Origin of the sequence: Gracilibacillus ureilyticus (genome assembly GCF_900111195.1) — a bacterium.
GTDB classification, from domain to species: Bacteria; Bacillota; Bacilli; order Bacillales; family Amphibacillaceae; genus Gracilibacillus; species Gracilibacillus ureilyticus.
Window position 1 is genome coordinate 14,868 of record NZ_FOGL01000016.1, and the last position, 18,292, is coordinate 33,159.

Annotated in this window: 14 protein-coding genes; 5 read left to right on the plus strand and 9 right to left on the minus strand. The window is 35.9% G+C overall.

Annotated elements, in window-relative coordinates; genetic code table 11:
- Positions 1–90: 90 nt before the first annotated feature.
- From BMW36_RS14690 to BMW36_RS14705, 5 genes are all read right to left on the minus strand, one after another.
- Complete coding sequence (locus tag BMW36_RS14690; RefSeq protein WP_089742448.1) at positions 91–366, minus strand: helix-turn-helix transcriptional regulator; 276 nt, start codon at positions 364–366, stop codon at positions 91–93.
- 194 nt (positions 367–560) lie between these two features.
- Entirely contained in the window at positions 561–737 is a 177-nt protein-coding gene (locus tag BMW36_RS20430) for a hypothetical protein (protein WP_175480481.1), read from the minus strand.
- A 165-nt stretch (positions 738–902) separates the two neighbouring features.
- Entirely contained in the window at positions 903–1,772 is an 870-nt protein-coding gene (locus BMW36_RS14695) for a phosphorothioated DNA-binding restriction endonuclease (protein WP_089742450.1), read from the minus strand.
- Positions 1,769–3,046 carry a hypothetical protein gene (locus BMW36_RS14700; protein WP_089742452.1) on the minus strand — a complete coding sequence of 426 codons (1,278 nt, stop codon included), beginning with the start codon at positions 3,044–3,046 and terminating at the stop codon, positions 1,769–1,771. The genes BMW36_RS14695 and BMW36_RS14700 overlap by 4 nt, the downstream gene beginning before the upstream one ends.
- Positions 3,043–4,869 (minus strand): AAA family ATPase, encoded by a 1,827-nt coding sequence (locus BMW36_RS14705; RefSeq protein ID WP_089742455.1) that lies wholly within the window; start codon positions 4,867–4,869, stop codon positions 3,043–3,045. The genes BMW36_RS14700 and BMW36_RS14705 overlap by 4 nt, the downstream gene beginning before the upstream one ends.
- Before the next feature lie 198 nt (positions 4,870–5,067).
- Here BMW36_RS14705 and BMW36_RS14710 point away from each other — a divergent pair, with 198 nt between their 5' ends.
- The 4 genes from BMW36_RS14710 (at position 5,068) to BMW36_RS14725 (ending at position 10,889) form a co-directional block, all read left to right on the plus strand.
- Entirely contained in the window at positions 5,068–5,703 is a 636-nt protein-coding gene (locus tag BMW36_RS14710; protein ID WP_089742457.1) for a hypothetical protein, read from the plus strand.
- Complete coding sequence (locus BMW36_RS14715) at positions 5,690–6,679, plus strand: nucleotidyl transferase AbiEii/AbiGii toxin family protein (protein ID WP_089742459.1); 990 nt, start codon at positions 5,690–5,692, stop codon at positions 6,677–6,679. The genes BMW36_RS14710 and BMW36_RS14715 overlap by 14 nt, the downstream gene beginning before the upstream one ends.
- A gap of 259 nt (positions 6,680–6,938) precedes the next feature.
- A complete protein-coding gene (locus BMW36_RS14720) occupies positions 6,939–10,085 on the plus strand; it encodes a DEAD/DEAH box helicase (RefSeq protein ID WP_089742615.1) in 3,147 nt (1,048 codons plus the stop codon).
- A 393-nt stretch (positions 10,086–10,478) separates the two neighbouring features.
- A complete protein-coding gene (locus BMW36_RS14725) occupies positions 10,479–10,889 on the plus strand; it encodes a (deoxy)nucleoside triphosphate pyrophosphohydrolase (RefSeq protein WP_089742461.1) in 411 nt (136 codons plus the stop codon).
- A gap of 20 nt (positions 10,890–10,909) precedes the next feature.
- Here BMW36_RS14725 and BMW36_RS14730 read toward each other — a convergent pair whose 3' ends face one another.
- Together BMW36_RS14730 and BMW36_RS14735 are read right to left on the minus strand one after the other, a co-directional pair.
- Entirely contained in the window at positions 10,910–13,732 is a 2,823-nt protein-coding gene (locus BMW36_RS14730; protein WP_089742463.1) for a DUF3427 domain-containing protein, read from the minus strand.
- A 72-nt stretch (positions 13,733–13,804) separates the two neighbouring features.
- A complete protein-coding gene (locus tag BMW36_RS14735; RefSeq protein ID WP_089742465.1) occupies positions 13,805–15,085 on the minus strand; it encodes a M20/M25/M40 family metallo-hydrolase in 1,281 nt (426 codons plus the stop codon).
- Positions 15,086–15,171: 86 nt separating this feature from the next.
- Here BMW36_RS14735 and BMW36_RS14740 point away from each other — a divergent pair, with 86 nt between their 5' ends.
- Positions 15,172–16,107: a tetratricopeptide repeat protein gene (locus tag BMW36_RS14740; protein ID WP_089742467.1), complete on the plus strand. Its 936-nt coding sequence runs from the start codon at positions 15,172–15,174 to the stop codon at positions 16,105–16,107.
- Positions 16,108–16,386: 279 nt separating this feature from the next.
- Here the strand turns inward: BMW36_RS14740 and BMW36_RS14745 are convergent, their stop codons facing one another.
- A complete protein-coding gene (locus tag BMW36_RS14745; protein WP_089742468.1) occupies positions 16,387–17,181 on the minus strand; it encodes a CYTH domain-containing protein in 795 nt (264 codons plus the stop codon).
- Between the two features lie 58 nt (positions 17,182–17,239).
- The gene (locus BMW36_RS14750) at positions 17,240–18,277 is read right to left on the minus strand and encodes an MBL fold metallo-hydrolase (protein WP_175480482.1); all 1,038 of its coding nucleotides are present in this window, start codon (positions 18,275–18,277) and stop codon (positions 17,240–17,242) included.
- Positions 18,278–18,292: the final 15 nt, after the last annotated feature.

An 18,292-nucleotide genomic window follows, 5' to 3' on the forward strand; every position in this document is an offset into this window, starting at 1 on the left:
TAAATTTGTAACCATGTACAAAAGCAGCCAATATTGCCATCGTCTTCTTTGTAATTTTATAAGAATCCATCAAGATAAACACTTGCATTATCAAGATTGTTTATTCTGTTTTTCTAATTCGCGGGTAATTTTTTCTGATAATTCATCTATGGAGAAATCTAAAACTTGTGATAAATCTCTTATAACAGAGAAATGGGGATCTGGGTAGTGCCCTCTTTCTATCTTTCCGTAGTGCTTTTCATTAAGACCTATTTGTTCAGCGACATATTCCTGTGTCCACTTCGGATCATTATCTTTCAGCTTTTCTCTGTATGCTCTGATGCATGAACCTAATATAATACCATTCATTTCACGCTTTACTGGCAAGGAAAATACCCCTCATAACTTTTTAACCTCATTATCAGTTAATCAGGAATATGTGAACACACAATTAACCACTTATTGGATTTTAACGTGGACAAGGAGCGATAATTTTGGTGTTCTAAAAAGTCACAAAAAAAAAGAACCTGATTGGCTCATTCGCAGATAGGAGATTTCACCCTTACCACCCTACAAGTAATTTATTTGTTTAATTTCCATACTCCAGCTCCAGGTACAACAACTGTTCCAGAATGACGAAGGTACGTTTTTGCGGTTTTCTCTCCAAGTAACCCTTCTTTCATTTTACGGTTAACTTCTTGTTTATAAGTTTGATACAGATCTTCTAATTGTTTAATAAATTCCTGTGTTACCCTCACTATTACAACTCCTTTTTACTTTTAAGCATATTATAATTAGAAATGAAAAATTTGCGCAAGTAATCGATTAGTGTGATGAATGTTGTGTTTTTGATGTATTTTCAAAACAGTGTGAGTACCTTGTGGTCATATGGAATATAAACCCAACCACTCTCTTCTTAAATCTTATACTACGCTCTCTACATTGCCTTTATAGACTTCTCTTATATGCCAATAGATAAATTGCTCATTTGGCAAGTAACTATTTTGAAATGGTTTGCGAATATATTGTTGATCATAGCGCTTCACCAATTCATCAAAAGTTCCCTTTCCGACCGCTTTTTCAGATACATGGATTTTATAATCCGAAGTGATAGCAAATACTCCTCTATCAAATAATCCATGATGCAATGAACATAATGCCAATCCGTTCTCTTCCGTATCAGGCCCACCAATATTGTGCCACTTAATATGTGCAGCTTCTAAGCCGATCAGTTGCTGATTCAACTTCACCTGAAAGCCGCAGATCGCACATTGATGTTGATAGGCACTCAAGACTTTCGCTCTGAATTCCGGGTCTCTTTTTCTTTTTCTATAATACGTCAACTGCAAACCGACTACTTGTAATATCTCGTTATGTAAGGTTTCAGTAAAATGCTGCTCCAGTAATAAATTGGCGACTTGATCGACTAGTGCATCATCAGATTCTAACAGCTTGTAGACTTCTTCTGTGAATCCTCCTGATACATGATAGTCAATTAATGATTTGTTAAAGGAATCACTCATTAGAACTGGTTTATCCAATTCCCAAATGCCATCCCTTTCTAATCTTACAAAAGGCTGTTCCGGATGATAAGATTTCCGTTTCGGACCATATTCTATTAATAATTCTACTAACTTCGGTTTTGCATTGGCGTATAAGAAACGCTTCTGACGAGTTAACTGCCATTGCCCTAATGCATATAAAATCAGTAGTGGTTTATGTGGTGCTCGTTGATCTCCTTTTTTCCAAACTGCCAAATTGGATATGCGCTCTAATAATTCAGACTTATTCACAGGTGAGACCTCCTATTACTCCTACTTAGAACCTTTACCATCCCAAAGCTTCCATTATCAAATTCAACCTGATCTAAACACAACATTCCTTGAACCGTCACATCACTATTCAATAAGTACCTTCCTTTACGATCCTTTACCAAATAAAGATACTCAACCAGTTCTTCTAATCCCGTAGTTGCATACTCCACCCTTGATGTATTTTTTACTTCACCAATGGTCAGCTTCGTTAATTTATTTGTAATTTGATCATACGATTCGATAAGGAAATCTGGTCTCCCTCGCCATAAATGACTAGTAACATTACGTCCAAATATACGTTGTGCTAAATCTTTGGTTGCGTCTAACGATTGAACTTTTTGCTTTAGGTAGGCATGCCCACTACCTTCAATGTCACTGGTTGGTATATGAAAAATGACAGAATCAGAGCCACTTGAATCATGGTACAAGTGATGGATATGAGAATCATCCTCCCATGTTGCTACTTTATTCTGTCCACCGTCCATTAGATGTAATTGACTCTTTTCTGTATTTTGCTTAATGATCTGAATAATCCAATATAGTTCAAATAAGACATCTTGATTTTCTGGTGCAATAAAGGTTTCACGGAGTAAAATTTTTAAATCCTCTTCGTTGTACTGACCTTTAATTATTTTGCGATAGGATACTAATAATTGGGCTGCTTCACGATATAATCGATTTCTATGATTCTGTGTTTTTTGAACGGTGCGGTCACTAACATGTGCTGAATGGACTCGCTGTAAATAGATATTGTGCTTACATGCGTATTCTATATTGGATTTTAACTCTTGCCATTCTGTGAACCATGCAGCCTTTTCAAATCCCTTCAGATAGGAATCCTGAAAAAGAAGTCTGTAAAGTATCCCTAGTAATTCCTTCAATACTAGATTTTCTGGTGTATCGTAAGAACGAACACTTTCATTCGTTGAAAAGATGGTCCGATCTTTATGATTTCTAGCTAAACGATGCTTCGTTGTTTCCGCCCAATCAATTTCTCCTCTTACTTCCCCGATATTTGTTTCTGTACATGTAGCTGTTGTGGTTTTAAAATGCTTGAGTAAAAAAGGTAATCTTTGAACAAAAGTCTTTGTTTCCTTTAATAATAGAAAACGTATCGTTAATAATTGTTGCAGATTAGAGATGTTCACATTCGTTTTTGATAAAAAGGAGTTAATTCTTACATTTCCTGATTTCAAATAACCATGGAGAAACCCAGAAATCTCCTCTAAAATTTCCTCTTCTTTTTCACTCATTCCAGTCCACCAGCTTCAAAAAAGTCATTCACAAAGTCTGTTAGATATTCTTTATCAATGATTGCGTCCGTTTGTTCGTCAAGTTTGGTGATAAATTCATTCATTTTGTATATTGGTAACCCTTCAAACTGTGGCAACACATATAAGATCATCGCTGACGTAAAATCATCATTGAACTGTGTATGCTTTGCAATGTCTGAAACGATAGCTGGTCCATTTTTTCGATAGCTATTAATAAGTTTCCATATACTCGTTAATGTATCCACATTTGGATAGGTATCCATGTTCCAAGCATCTAAATACTTCTCGACTAAGTTCGGCGTAATATTTTTTGGTATGGTAACGGGAATAAAAGCGAAACGACGCATAAACGCATAACTCATTTCATATAATGAAGCTTTATCAACCGTATTCATGGTTGCGATAATCCGCCAGTCATTCGGAATGACATAAGTATGATCATTGGTTTCAAAATCCTTTTCCTTACCTTGGGCTTTCATCACGATAGAATGACCATTTTCTGATTCAAAAGGTAGTGTTATTTCATCCCCTGTTAAAACAGAAAATAAAGAACCAAACGCTTTATCGATATCGGCTCGATTAATCTCATCAATAATCAACCATTTATTTGTGGGCTGATTGGTAGTTGTATCCTTGACGCACTTTAAGAAGATTCCTTCATTAAAATGTAAGTTGCCATCTTTGTCTGGCATATATCCACCAATCGTTTCATAAGTTGACCAATTAGACGATGCCGTTACCATCGATGATTGAACCTGATACATGTCGCAAATTTTGCTCGCTAGCTTCGACTTCCCTGTGCCTGGAGGACCTGTTAGAATGATATGTTTTCCATTCTGAATAGAAGTCATTACTTGATTAAGTAGAAGATCAACATTTTCAAATACTAATCCTTCCAGTTCCTTTTCAATGCTATCAATATTCACATCGAATATATCGATTTCCTGCCCATTCGTAACGTTTTCTGGATTTATAGGTGGGTTTGACTTAATTTTTTCCTCTTGCCAAACCTCCGCAATTTCAGGTGTTTTATAAAAATTAATTTGCTCATCTGGAGATTGCTCTTGAAGTTTTTCTCTAATCATTAGAAGCTGTTCATCGGTATCTTCAACGGAAGAATCTGTTATATATGAAGAAAATGCCTTTACAATTTTCCCTTTATGTCCCCAACTAGCAATCGATTCAAAGTATTCAGGTAGCAACAAGTGTAAAAATATATGTAGTGTTTGTACGCGCTTGCCAAGTCTTTGTCGGATATCATCCACATGTCGTTTCAATTGTTTTGGATCATGTAATATTTCTTTTCGAATATCTAATGAGAGTCCTTTTAGCTTTTCTACAGCTAGAAATAGAAAGGATATTTCGAAATATTTGCTAGTATTATAGAAAGTCCCAGTAGCCCCAAGTCCGTACTTTAACGCCTCAAACACTTCTAAAGAAGGATCAATTTTTATTCGTCCCCATGAAGCGATCATTTCCAGCTTTTCCATCTTCGTTTTATAACTCACTGATCCTCTATAAGGAAACAAATAATAGATAAACATTATTTCGATCGCAAATTTATAGACGCTTTCGGACTCATTTTCCAGTTGCTTTTTCAACTTGTCATCGAAACTGTTACCTGAAGCGTCTGGGTTTTCTATAAATATTGCTCGAAAGCGGTTCATATTTTGCTCTGTCCAAATGTGTTCTTCGTCCCAAATGATGGACTTATTATCTAGTAAACACTTATTCTTCCATTTTTCCGCTGTGTTATAGATTGTTTTTCTGTCGTCTGTGTGATTTTCGAAGTATATAGCCAATTTTTTCACCCTTTTTGTCTGAATATAAGTTTGTGATATTCATAATTGTACCATTAATAAAGGACGTATTCTTTAATCAGATATCTGTATGGTTTGAATGACTTTTCACCCTAATGTCACGTTTGGGAATAACGAAAATAAAATACGTTACATAATATCGAATTAGTGCTATAATAAAGGTGTCAGGAGGGATGTAAGGTGAATAAGCTTTATGAAGTTATTATAAAAGAATATGGATACGATGAGCCTGTATTTACAAAGGAATTAAAAAAACGAATAAATATGTCAGATGAGGCCTTACGTCAAAATGTGAAAAGATTATCTGATATAGGTGATTTGATTAAAGTCAAAAACGGTATTTATTATCTCCCAAGAGCTAGTAATATATTAAAGAAACCCCGTGTAAACATAGATAAAGTAATAAGAAGGAGATATATTAAACCGATTGATAAGAATGTAATCGGCTATATTAGTGGCACTAATTTTGCGAATCAACTTGGTTTAACTTCACAAACTGCAAGTGTGCCTACCATCGTAACAAATGAAGCAGGAAGACTTGAATACGAAGTCACGTTTGGAAAAAAGGTCGTGAAGCTAAAGAAGCCAAGAATAAGAATTGATGAGCAGAATTATAAGCTGTTACAAGTATTGGACTTATTAAATGATTATGATCGCGTAAGTGAAATTCCATTAGAAAAAGGGTCAAGCTTGATCAAAAAGTATTTACAAAATTCCAATATCACCATCAGCGAATTAAATCAACACCTAAAAAAATATCCAAGGAGAACATTGGAAAATGTAATAGAAATGGAGCTTTACAATGAATTTGCATGAAAATAAGAAAGTGTTCGGGGAAGTCATTGAAGCTGCAGCAGATGAATTTAACTTACAATCTTTTCAGGTGGAAAAAGATTATTATGTTTCGCTATTGTTGAAAAATTTGCAAGAGGTCGTGCCTAATCTAGTTTTCAAAGGAGGGACCTCTCTTTCAAAGTGTTACGATGTCATCCATCGCTTTTCTGAAGATATTGATCTGACCATTAATTTTGAAGGAGATAAATTAACGAGTGGTCCATTAAGAAGACATCAAAAATCATTGATTCAATTAATTACAGAAACAATAGAAAAACTAGATTTCACTTTATTAAATGATGAGCAAGATGAACCAATACGTTCAAAAAGGCACTTCAATAAATATAGGATAGGTTATAATCGAACGTATCAGGAGGAAGCCGATTTTCAAATGTTAGATCACATCCTCATTGAAACCAGTCTTGGCTTTAAACCCTTTCCGTGCGAAATAAAGCTCGTTAGTAATTACATAACCAAATTTTTAGAAAAAGAAAATATAACTTATTTGATTGATGAGTATAATATGCATCCTTTTTCTATGAGTATTCAGTCAATTGATCGAACGTTTTTGGACAAGCTATTTGCGGTATGTGACTACCACCATGACAAGGATTATATCCGAAAGTCCAGACATATTTATGATATTCATATGATTTATCAAAGCGGATTAATAGATTCGACGAACTTAGCCTCTCTGACGAGCCAAATAATAGAAACAAGAAGGATGGGAAAGAAAACATACTCCTGTGAGGCTGGTTATAGACCGCGAGAGGTAATGCAAGAAATAATCGATGATGAAGTTTTTATAGAAGATTATGAAACAAATACAAAGGAATTTCTATCAAAGTATGTTGCCTATGAGACATCTATTAATTCTTTGCAAGAGATTGTTACTAGGGGTTGGTTACCTGAAGAAATTCCTGAGGATGTAACTAGTCTTGTAACAAATTTAATTTAGTTAAAGCTGGGAGTTGGCTAGAATTAAAAGGGTTAGAAATTCATCACTTTCTAAAATCGATCCTACCATAAAGTTGAGTAAACGAAATTTAAAATTCTTTACTTCCATGTACGATTATTCATAAAAATGGTACAATTTACTAATAAACAAAGGAAATCTTAAGTCTAGGAAGCTTTATAACTTGCTTACAAGTATATGGATCTACCCCGAATCTCTCTATGTCTATTAAAAACTCAACTTATAAAAAGAGGTGAGAACCATACTTCACCAAGGTCTATACGAACAAATCGTAAACAAAGAACTAAAAAAAGCTCTATTAATGCTAGAAGACGACAAATTTAATATTAGTAAAGAAAAACTAGATGTAGAAGAAGCCAGCAAAAAGTTATCCAGCTATATTACAGATGTAACTCGAAAAGCATTAACAATGCTGCGTGAAAAATCCAAGAAAGACAAATCTCTAATAAATCAAATAAAAGTATGTAATAAGATTATTCGTTACTTAAGCAAAACACTAGACGAAGAAACATTAGCATTGCTTGAAATTCAAGAAGAGGGTGAAGTTCTAACTTCTTTGTATGAAAAGTTAAATACAGCAAGCAGTCTACATCCTGGAGATGAACCGATTCGACCACTTACTTCTTTATCAGAAACATCCTTATTTACCGGATCTAAAAGTGAGCCAAATATGGTAAATGAATTGAAAAAGGAAATTGCAAGTTCAAATAAGGTTCAAATGCTAGTCTCGTTTATTAAATGGAGTGGTCTACGAATTATTTATGACGAATTAAAACAATTCACCGATCGTGGTGGGGAACTTCAAATTATTTCGACCTCCTATATGGGTGCCACAGACTATAAAGCAATCAATGAATTGAGTAAATTACATAACACGAAAATCAAGCTATCTTATAATGTGAAAGTGACACGTCTTCATGCTAAAGCGTATATTTTTAAGCGTGATACGAATTTTAGTACCGCTTATATCGGTTCATCTAACCTATCTAATCCTGCCTTGACCTCTGGATTAGAATGGAATTTAAAGATCACGGAAAAAGAATCATTTGATGTCATGAAAAAAGTGGATGCTACCTTTGATTCTTACTGGAATGATGAAGAGTTCATTCTGTTTGATCCAACTAAGCAAGAGGATCATGATGTGTTAAAAGAATCTTTACGTCCGTATCGTGCAGAAGGGAATCATTTTGCGACCTTTGATATTCGCCCTTTTCCATATCAACAGGAAGTGCTTGATAAATTACAGGCAGAACGAGAAGTACATCATCATCATAAAAATTTAATTGTTGCTGCTACTGGTGTCGGGAAAACAGTAATTTCTGCTTTTGATTATAAACGCTTTTTAGAAAAGAATGGACGCCCTGCAAGACTCTTGTTTGTTGCGCATCGAAAAGAGATATTAAAACAAGCATTGGAAACTTTTCGTCATATTCTAAAAGATTTTAATTTTGGTGAATTATTATTTGGTGGAGTTCGACCTCAATCGATTGATCACCTTTTCATTACGATCGACAGTCTGAACAGTAAAGAATTATTTGAACACACTTCAAGTGATTTCTATGATTATATTGTTGTTGATGAATTTCATCATGCCGCAGCAGCTTCCTACCAAAAACTATTAGATTACTATTCTCCAAAAATACTATTAGGATTGACGGCTACACCTGAACGTATGGATGGTAAATGTGTGATCAATTATTTTGATGGACGAATTGCTGCTGAAATCCGCCTTACGGAAGCCATTGATCGAAAGCTACTTAGTCCGTTTCAATATTTTGGTGTTACGGATACGGTTGATTTATCCAAAGTGAAATTCACAAGAAAGGGCTATGATCTCAAAGAATTAGAAAATGTTTATACCCATAATACCAAACGTGTTCAGCAAATTATCCATAGTGTAAACAAATATGTGACAGACATCGATACCGTAAAAGGGTTAGGTTTTTGTGTCAGTGTAGAGCATGCGAAGTATATGGCAAAGCAATTTAATGATCACGGCATTCCAAGTCTGGCATTGGACGGAAACACGCATCACGAGATACGCGATAATGCGAAGAATTTACTGAAAAAAGGGGACATCACTTTCATCTTTGTAGTGGACCTTTACAATGAAGGGGTCGATATTCCTCAGGTAAATACGATCTTATTTTTGCGACCTACGGAGAGATTAACGGTATTTTTGCAGCAACTAGGTCGAGGGCTTCGCCTGCATGATGATAAAGAATGTTTAACGGTACTTGATTTTATCGGACAAGCGCATAAGGAATATAAGTTTGAAGACAAATTTCGAGCATTAATTGGACGCTCTCGTCATGCGATTAAACATTATGTGGAAAATGGATTCTCTACTTTGCCACGAGGGAGTTTTATTCAATTAGAGAAGCAGGCAAAAGATTATGTGTTAAGGAATATTAAGACGATTAAGAATTCGAAGCAAAATATCTTGATGAAACTGGAGAACTTTACCCATCACACAAGTCAGAAGTTAACGCTCGTCAATTTTTTGGAATTTTATCAACTGACAGCTTATGACTTTTATGGGCGGAGTGGAGATCGTTCCTTTTATCGTCTGTTAGTAGAAGCCGGACTATATAACGACTTCCATTATGATGAGGAGAAAGATATAACGAAACGTCTTCCTTATTTATTACACATAAATTCTGAGCATTTGTTAAGCTTTTATTTGCGGTATTTAGAGGATGGGGAAGTACGTAATCAAGAAGAGCAAGCTATGCTCAATATGTTATATTACACTATTTACCGTAAAAGTCCTGAAAAATTGGAAGTTGCTTCGATTGCAGAAGGTTTACATGAGGTATTACGAAGTAGTGAGATGAAGAAAGAAATCCAAGCCATCTTCACGTATAATTACCGTCATTTAGAACTAGTGGAAAAATCACATGATCTATCTTTCACTACGCCATTACGTGTTCATTCTAGTTATTCCACCGATCAAGTTTTGGCTGCTTTAGGTTATTATAATGAAGAGCGGCGTCCTGAGTTTCGGGAAGGTGCCATTCATCTCAAGGATAAAAAGGCAGATGTCTTTTTCATCACGTTAAATAAATCGGATAAAGATTTTTCGCCTTCTACGATGTATGATGATTATGCAATGAATGAGTGGTTATTTCATTGGCAGTCGCAAAGCAGAACATCAGTTACCTCAGAAACCGCTAAGCGCTATATTCATCATCGCGAGCGCAATCATAAAATCCTGTTGTTTGTGCGAGAATACCGACAAGAGAATGGCTATGCGGCTCCGTTTACTTTCTTAGGCACTACTGAGTATGTAAGGCACTCTGGAAGTAAACCGGTTAGTTTTGTTTGGAAGCTTCATGAAAAAATGCCAGCAAAGCTTATAGTACAGTCGAATAAGAATATTTTATAAATAATGAATTGATTAGTGGGTGTAGTAAACACCAGGCTTATCAGTAAATTGATGTAATTGAAGGTATTCCTCGTGCTAAGAGAAAATACCTTTTAACTTTTTTGATTTTTTCAACAGCAGGTATCTGTAGGTGCCCACACTATCGAATCTAAATATTCTTTGGAAAGGCGTAATAATTCTTCATGTTCGCTTGCTTTAGGTGTACCTTTAAAATGGTAGATCAAATCAAATGATGTGTAAATGAATAATAAAAGTATCATATTCATGTGTATGTTTACAGATGATCTCATGGATTGCTACCGCTGTTTCACATAGACTAAACCCTTTATCTCCTAGCCCGCAACCCAAATAAATGCTATCATTAAATAAAACAATCAAACGCGGAGGATAACGATGAAAAAAACCGTAAAAGTTGTAGCTGCCATAATAGAAAACAACCAAAATGAAATTCTTTGCGCCTTACGTTCCCACCAAATGTCCATTCCAAACAAATGGGAGTTCCCTGGTGGGAAAGTAGAGGAAGGCGAAAACTACCAAGAAGCTCTTGAAAGGGAAATTAGTGAAGAACTGAAATGTAAAATTAAAGCTGGTGATATTATCAATGATAATACGCATGAGTACGAAAAATTTATCATAAACTTAATTTCTATTGAAGCCAAAATCGTTGAAGGTACACCAGTTGCAACAGAGCATGCAAAGCTAATCTGGTTGCCAAAGGAAAACCTAGATTCGATTATTTGGGCACCTGCAGATATCCCAGCAGTTAAGGAAATAATGCAAGCAAATGAAGGAGCACCCCAGTAGTGCTCCTTCAATAAATCACCCTACACCTTCTCTGTAAATTCAGTATATAGTCTAGCTGGCACTTCATTTTCCAGTTCTATTTTAACCTGTATAGGTTGTTCTCCTTTGTAATCCACTGTGTTCCCTTTTCCAATATAAATAAATGGTTCCGTCTTACCTGTTTCAATTTGCTTATATTTTCTTACAAACAAATGCAAGTTGATGCCTCTGTCCTGATTGAAAATGATATTTTTCCCACGATCAGATGACTGTTTCGTATTATTCGGTGTTTCCCATTGGAAGAACTTCTGATCTAGAAACATATCATTATAATTAATGCTTTCTTTTATATCCTCTTCTTTATGCAGATCAACAAAAAGGAAATATTCGTTCTCATTTGCTAGTAATCCTTGTCCTCTAAAAGAAGTGTGTATCTTCCGCAAATTGGATAACAATGCGGCATCAATCATTTGATATTGTTCATATAGCTTAAATGATGGCACACCATAGTATTTATTCTTAAACTCCTTTCTATAACGGAAAATACCATAATGAATAATATCTTCAATAAATTTTTGCATTTGATCGTTTTGTGTGATCACCTGAAGAAAGTCATCTGTTTTGGTCAAAACTCCATCTTCATGGCTACATAACTTAAGCTTGTTCTTGAGCTGTACACTATCATAGAAATCCTGATTTAAGCATTGGAATGCGTGCAGCACACTATCATCATCTACAAATTCAATTTCTTTTAATATCTCTTGTTTTGCTTGCGACAAAGAAATTGACTTATGTGTTAACAAGTAACGTAGTATAACGAACTCATAAATCCTTTTTAAAGGTAGCATACTTGATAATTCTTTTAGCACCCCTTCAAATTTTTCATCATATAACAATACTTTTAACTGATCGTCCTTTTCCACTTTCGCAACAAAGCCTAAATAGGTCTTCGCCTTATCGATAAATTTCACAGGATCTGGTGCACCATCATATTTTAAATAATCCATTAAATATAATGGCGCTCTTCCGCTGTTTAGTTTTTTAAATTCAAAGTACTCTTCCTTCAAATATTTCATCGAGTTGAAATTTTCTTGATCAATCTGTGCTAAAATTCGCTCTTGGGAGATTTCATCTAATTGGATATGTGTGTTCCCAGGTATATTGGCGAACCCTGTGGAGATGGCCACTTTAATACTTTCTTTGTCATAATATCTGTTACCATTAAGAGCTAGGGCAATTAAGAAAGTTTTACTATGGTTACCGATAAAATCAAGAACAGTTAGAAAGCTTTTCATCGGATGTTTACGCAACCCCCTCCCTAACTGTTGAATAAAGACAATCGGTGAATTGGTTGGTCTTAGCATTAACACTGTGTTAATTGATGGGATATCGACACCCTCATTGAAAATATCAACTGTAAAAATAACCGATAATGGGTCACTTTCATCTTCTAATCGTTTTATGTAACTGTCGCGTTTGATGATCGAATCCGTACCATCTAAGGCGACACTCTCATATCCTCTATTATTATACTCTTCTGCCATATAAGCAGCATGCTCTCTACTTACACAGAAACCAATACATTTCCGTTTCTCTGTATCATGGCCATAAAACTCCATATTTTCAATAATAAAATCTACACGTTCATTGACCTTTAATCTTTTCGTTACTTCCGTTATATCATCAATATCGACATCACTAAGATCGACTCCTTCAATATCGGTGACGCCAAAATAATGGAATGGAATGACTAATTCTTCTTCTAGTGCCTCATGTAAGCGAACTTCTAATGCGACATTGTTATCAAATAGATCGAAGACATTATGATTATCTGCACGCTCAGGGGTTGCTGTCATACCAAGTGTGAATGTAGGCTGAAAGTATTCCATCACTTTTTGATAACTAGGGCTAGTTGCATGATGGGCCTCGTCATAGATAATATAATCAAATGTAGTCGGATCAAATGCTAAATAGGAGTTGGACATTGTCTGAATCGTAGCAAATAAATAATTAGCATCTGTATCTTTTCGGTTACCAGTCATTAATCCAAATGTTATTTTTTCATTAGGTAATAGTGACTCATAGGTATCTTTTGCTTTGCGCAATATTTCTTCTCTATGTACAAGAAATAGCAGTCTTTTTGGCTTCACATTTTTCACATCAAATGCTGACATGTAAGTCTTCCCTGTACCTGTTGCGGCAATAACCAATGCTTTTGATTCACCAAAGCCTCGAAGTCTATCTAAATTTTCTATCGCTCTTCGTTGCATATTGTTAGGTATAATATAACTTCCTTTTTCAGCAACGAATTGTCTCTTTGATGTGATGATATTTTCCATGCTTTGCAATAGCTCTTCATATCTTGTAAGAAAATCTTGATCTGCTACCGTACTTTGCTCCCATAGGCTCTCATATTCTTTTAATACTTGTTTAATGAATTGATCTTCATGCTTGGAGATAATCTCCACATTCCATTCGACGTTACTTTTTAACGCGCTTTGTGTAATATTGGATGAGCCAATAATCACTTTATAGAAATTTTCATATTCAAAAATATAAGATTTAGTATGAAAACCTATTTCTCGCTCATCTGTCACAAACACTTTCAAATCAATATTTTCAAACGTATTTATTTTTTCTAATGATTTGGTGTCAGTGAAATTGAGATAGGTGGATGTTATAATTTTCCCTTTAATTCCTTTTTTGCCGGCTTGCTTGATCGGATCAAGCAGTAACTGAAGCCCACTGAAATTTATAAATGCTACACTAAAGTAAAAGCGTTCACACTCCTGAATGCTTTGTGCTAATTCTTTTAGTAGGTTTCCCGTATCGGAATTGGTGATTAACCTTTTGTCTATGTTCATCTGTATGCCCCCTAGATACAAACACTTCTAATAAAATATCTATTTTTTTAGTATACTATAGTCCTAGATCAATTAAATCAATATCTTTTTTCTTTCATTACTATAATTTATTAATTCAGTATTGCCCAAAACCCCCAACACTAACTTCCCCGTCTCATAACTCCCAAAATAATCTACCATTTCATCCTCCGTATGCTCCCAAATATACCCTGCTGACAAATTCACAGTTGGCACTCCAACTCTCGCATAATTCCGTGCATCACTGCTCCCGCCTTCTACCATCTTCCAATCTGGCATACCTAATTTTCTCCCTGCTTCTTCAAACAACTCGCCATATGCCTCAGGGCAAAATGACTCGACTCCAGCAAATGATGTAACAATATCACGGGTATTTCTCCTGTCAACGACGATTGCTGCATCAACATCTTCCAGGAAACTCCGGTCCATTTCACTTGATCCTACACAGCCTATTTCTTCTTTTACTGTAAAGGCGACTTTAATCGTTCCGCGGAAATTGGTTCGCTCGATTTTTCTTAACACTTCTAATATGATCGCAATTCCTGCCCTGTCATCTGCACCTAGTATTCCTTCTGAGCTGGTTAGTGTTGTGCCATTTTCGATAATCTCTCTATCCTTTGCAAAAGCTTCTACTGTATCTAAATGAGCGGATAACAGGATGGTTGGACCCTCTCCACAGTAGCGATAGCCTAATAGATTACCAGCTCGGTCGTGAAATAAAACATCCATCAAACGGTTTAATTTCGCTTTTACATATTGGCGGATCTTCCGCTCATTTCCGCTTTGTCCGTTAATCGATAACAGTTGCAGCAATTCCCGCTTTAATGTCTGTGCAGCATAATAATCTATACTGGATGGATCTTTGTATACTTGATAAAGTATTTCTGCAAAATCTAGTAAATCATCCTGATTCTGATAAGTTATTGTCAGACGCTTACCTGAGAGTGTCATTTTTAATGAAGCAGGCATGATCGTCTCCAACATTTCTTTTTGTTTAAAAGTTAATGGTTTTTCTAAATAGATAACTGCTGGCCGCTTGTTATGACCGTCACAGCTCATCGTTGTATGAATTCCGAGTGCATTGAACCAGCGTGTGATGCCGCGGACATGGGAATCGATTTCGACTAATGGCAGTGACTGCATATGCGGATCTACACTTCCCTCTCTGCCATATAATCTCACTTCATCACATGTAGCGATCACTTCGATTATCTCATGGTCATTCTGTACCTCTTTTGCTACAATTAACTTGGCTATTGTTGCATAATCATTCGTCATTTTCACATCATTCATTTCAAGTCCATGTCTCATTAATAATTTTTCTACTGATTTCATTTGATCAGCTCCTTTTGATTTGTTAATGATAGTGTACCGAATGAAGTGTGCAAGGCCTGCACAGTTGGAGAATGGGGGGGTTTTTGATGGAACAAGTTCTAGCTCCAAACAAGAAATTGAGTGAATTGGAGAAAAAGCGGAAAGACGCAATAAAAGCTAAAGATAAAGCCAAAACAGAACACTACCGTAGTGAACTGGTCAAGTTTTATGTCCAGTATGGCTCTGTTTTAAAAACAGATGTAAAAAATGACCGAGAGGCACTGAAATACCTTGAGCGTGCACTAAGGTATGAAGAAAACCATGCATTAGCGAACTACCGTTATGCCCACATTATGTATAAACAAGGAGAATTTGTAATGGCGCTAAGCCACTTTCAGAAAGCTATAGACTCCCATGTGGAACCTCTAAATGACACATTGATGCAAATAACATATCTATACATGGCTGATGCCTCATTGAAAGTGGCAAGAGAAGCATTAGATAACAGTGAAACGTCTGAAGGAATTGGCTCACTTGATGAGGCAAAGATCCAGAAACTGCGGGAGAAATTATCGATACCGGATTTTTTCCAATTAGAGAAGGCATGGTTCCGTAAACTAACCGGTACCGAAGAAGAGTTAATTGATACAGTTCAATATGATTTATTATGTGAGGAAACAATCCATAATCCAAACCTTGTTATATTAGCAAACAAAGACACTGAAATCCATTTGATATATCAAGGAATTACTTCAGAGCCATTAGAAAACAGTACCTATCGAGTACTGTACTTCGTTTTAAAGTCGAGGGAATTTATAGACAATAAAACAATATGTGAAAAAATCAATCTATCCATAGAGACAGAGGAAACAAACGAAAGCGGCATAAGAACCGCGTTTACCCGGATAAGAGAGAAGATCCCTTTTTGGGAGCATATATTAGAACAAAGAAAAAATGGCCGTAGAACTGAGCATCGTTTGCGAGATGGAATGAAAGTTGTATTTGTGACAGAGGCTGGGGAGATATTGCCGGATGATGTATAAGCAAAGTCCTTACTGTTGAACGAAATTTTAGCAGTTTTCTATTTAGCGAGGATTTTTAACTGCCTTTTTTCAATAATCAGATTTGATTATAATTAGAAGGGAGAATTTCTTCATTTCAGGTTACTATCTATCAGCTCGTCCTTCCGTAACAGTTTCTTACTACTAATTCAACATGAATGGGTGAGCGTATATCTTCAAATGAACGACCTGTACCATACTTGAAGTGGATACAAACAAAAAAAGAGTCTGTACGTTGTGTAACAGACTCCCTATGCTATGTTAGCGATCCATGACAAACCCTGATTTAGATGTTTGAATATCGCTTAACCAACCTTCTTCACTTAATTTGTTAAACCATGCTGCTTCGATTTGATCTGCTTCTGCTGGATCATCTGTTTTCGTTGAGATTTCTGTAACAGTCTCACCTTTGTAAGACCAAATTTCCACATCTGCCTCAAAGCCTAGGAACTCTCCTTCATACGTGTGTGCTAATGCAGGACCATAAGGAATGGAATTGCTTAATGTTTCACGATACCAATCTTCGTCATCCCATCTGCGGTACTTTTTCGGCGCTTCTTCTTGGAATAAACTAATGGCATACTGTGGATCAATTAGATCAAAGCGTAATAGATCATTCTTTTTAAATTTCTCTTTTCGACTGATGGAGAAGCTATCGTTTCCTTCTTTACGATCATTTTCAAATTTGTAATTGGACATATCATTGTGGAAGCCTTTTTCACTTGCTTCGGCAATTGCATCTGAAACAGCTACATTAGGGAATACTTTTTTATACGTAATATTTGTCTTTTTGTCACTAGCATAAACACGCAGACGATGAATATAGCCTAACTGACGAAATTCCTGATCAGGTGTATCAAAATAGTACACTTTTAAATCTTCGTCATGTTCTGCAGCGAAAATATCCAGCATGTCGAACGCACTTGAAAAAGCATCTAAATCAAGGTTGAATTTAATTTCATAACCAGGTTCAATATCACTTGCTGCATACGATGGGGTAGCAACACCTATGACGACACTCAACAATAACGTTAACAATAACATCACTTTTTTCATTTAAATTCCCTCCGTTTTTACCACTTTATAAACATTCGGCATAAGCTCTGATAGAAGTTCACTTTACCTGTAATGAGTCTAGTATCTTCTCCAAATCTGCTTGTTTACTATGGAAAAAAATAAACTCTTCTGCATCAATTGTTCGCATTAATGTTTGCACGTCTTCTAAATCAGGATGTGATTTATAAAAGGGGGATTGTTCATCCTCATATATAGACGTATTTACTTCATGAAACCCTTTTGGCTTACCTCTTAATAAGTAAATACCAGGCTTCCTTGTTTTTTGGTAGCTTTCCAGACGATTACTTTGCAGCATTGCTTCTAATTGAACCAGTCTCTCATTGTTTATGTTATCTGAGTGCTCCAGATAGTTGTATAAATGTTGATGTAGCGAATCGTCGATTATGAACGCTCTGTCTGGAAGTTTATAAAAAAGGGAAAAGAGTAAATCACAAGCTTTACCAGATATCGTAATTGGGATCAGATACTTTTCCATTGGATTTGTCACATGTTGCAATATATTCTTAATACTTTTATGATAGGGCATTGTTTGTGCAGCATGGCCACTATCTATTAGCGCAACATCATACGAATGGATAACAGGTTTATCTGTAACTAGTAGTGGAGATGCAAGTGCAATATCCCCTGAGTAAAATAGTGTTTGCTCACCTATTTGTATGATATACCAGACACTGCCAAGCATATGGCCACTGTAACCCCAAGTAATCGATAAGTTTTCGGTTAACATGATTCGTTTCCCTCTTGTGCTTTTAGCAAAAGGGTGAAAAGAAAGCTTGTCGATAGCAGTAATTCCCAGCTTATCTTGCCAATTTCTCATAATAGCAGGCATTTGTTCGAAACTAGCTTCACTCATCCATATATCACCTGTAAAACCTTTTGCTGCAAGGAGTGGAAGTGCCCCGACATGGTCATTATGAACATGTGAAATAAATACAGCTTGAATGGAATGTGCCACTTCCTCTGTAATAGATGGATATATTTCCGGTTTTCCATTTCGTACACCACAATCAAGCAAAATGCGTTTGTCGGATTGCTGGTCTGTTACTAAAAAGCAATTTCGACCATACTCTCCCACTCCCCCAAGGGCACA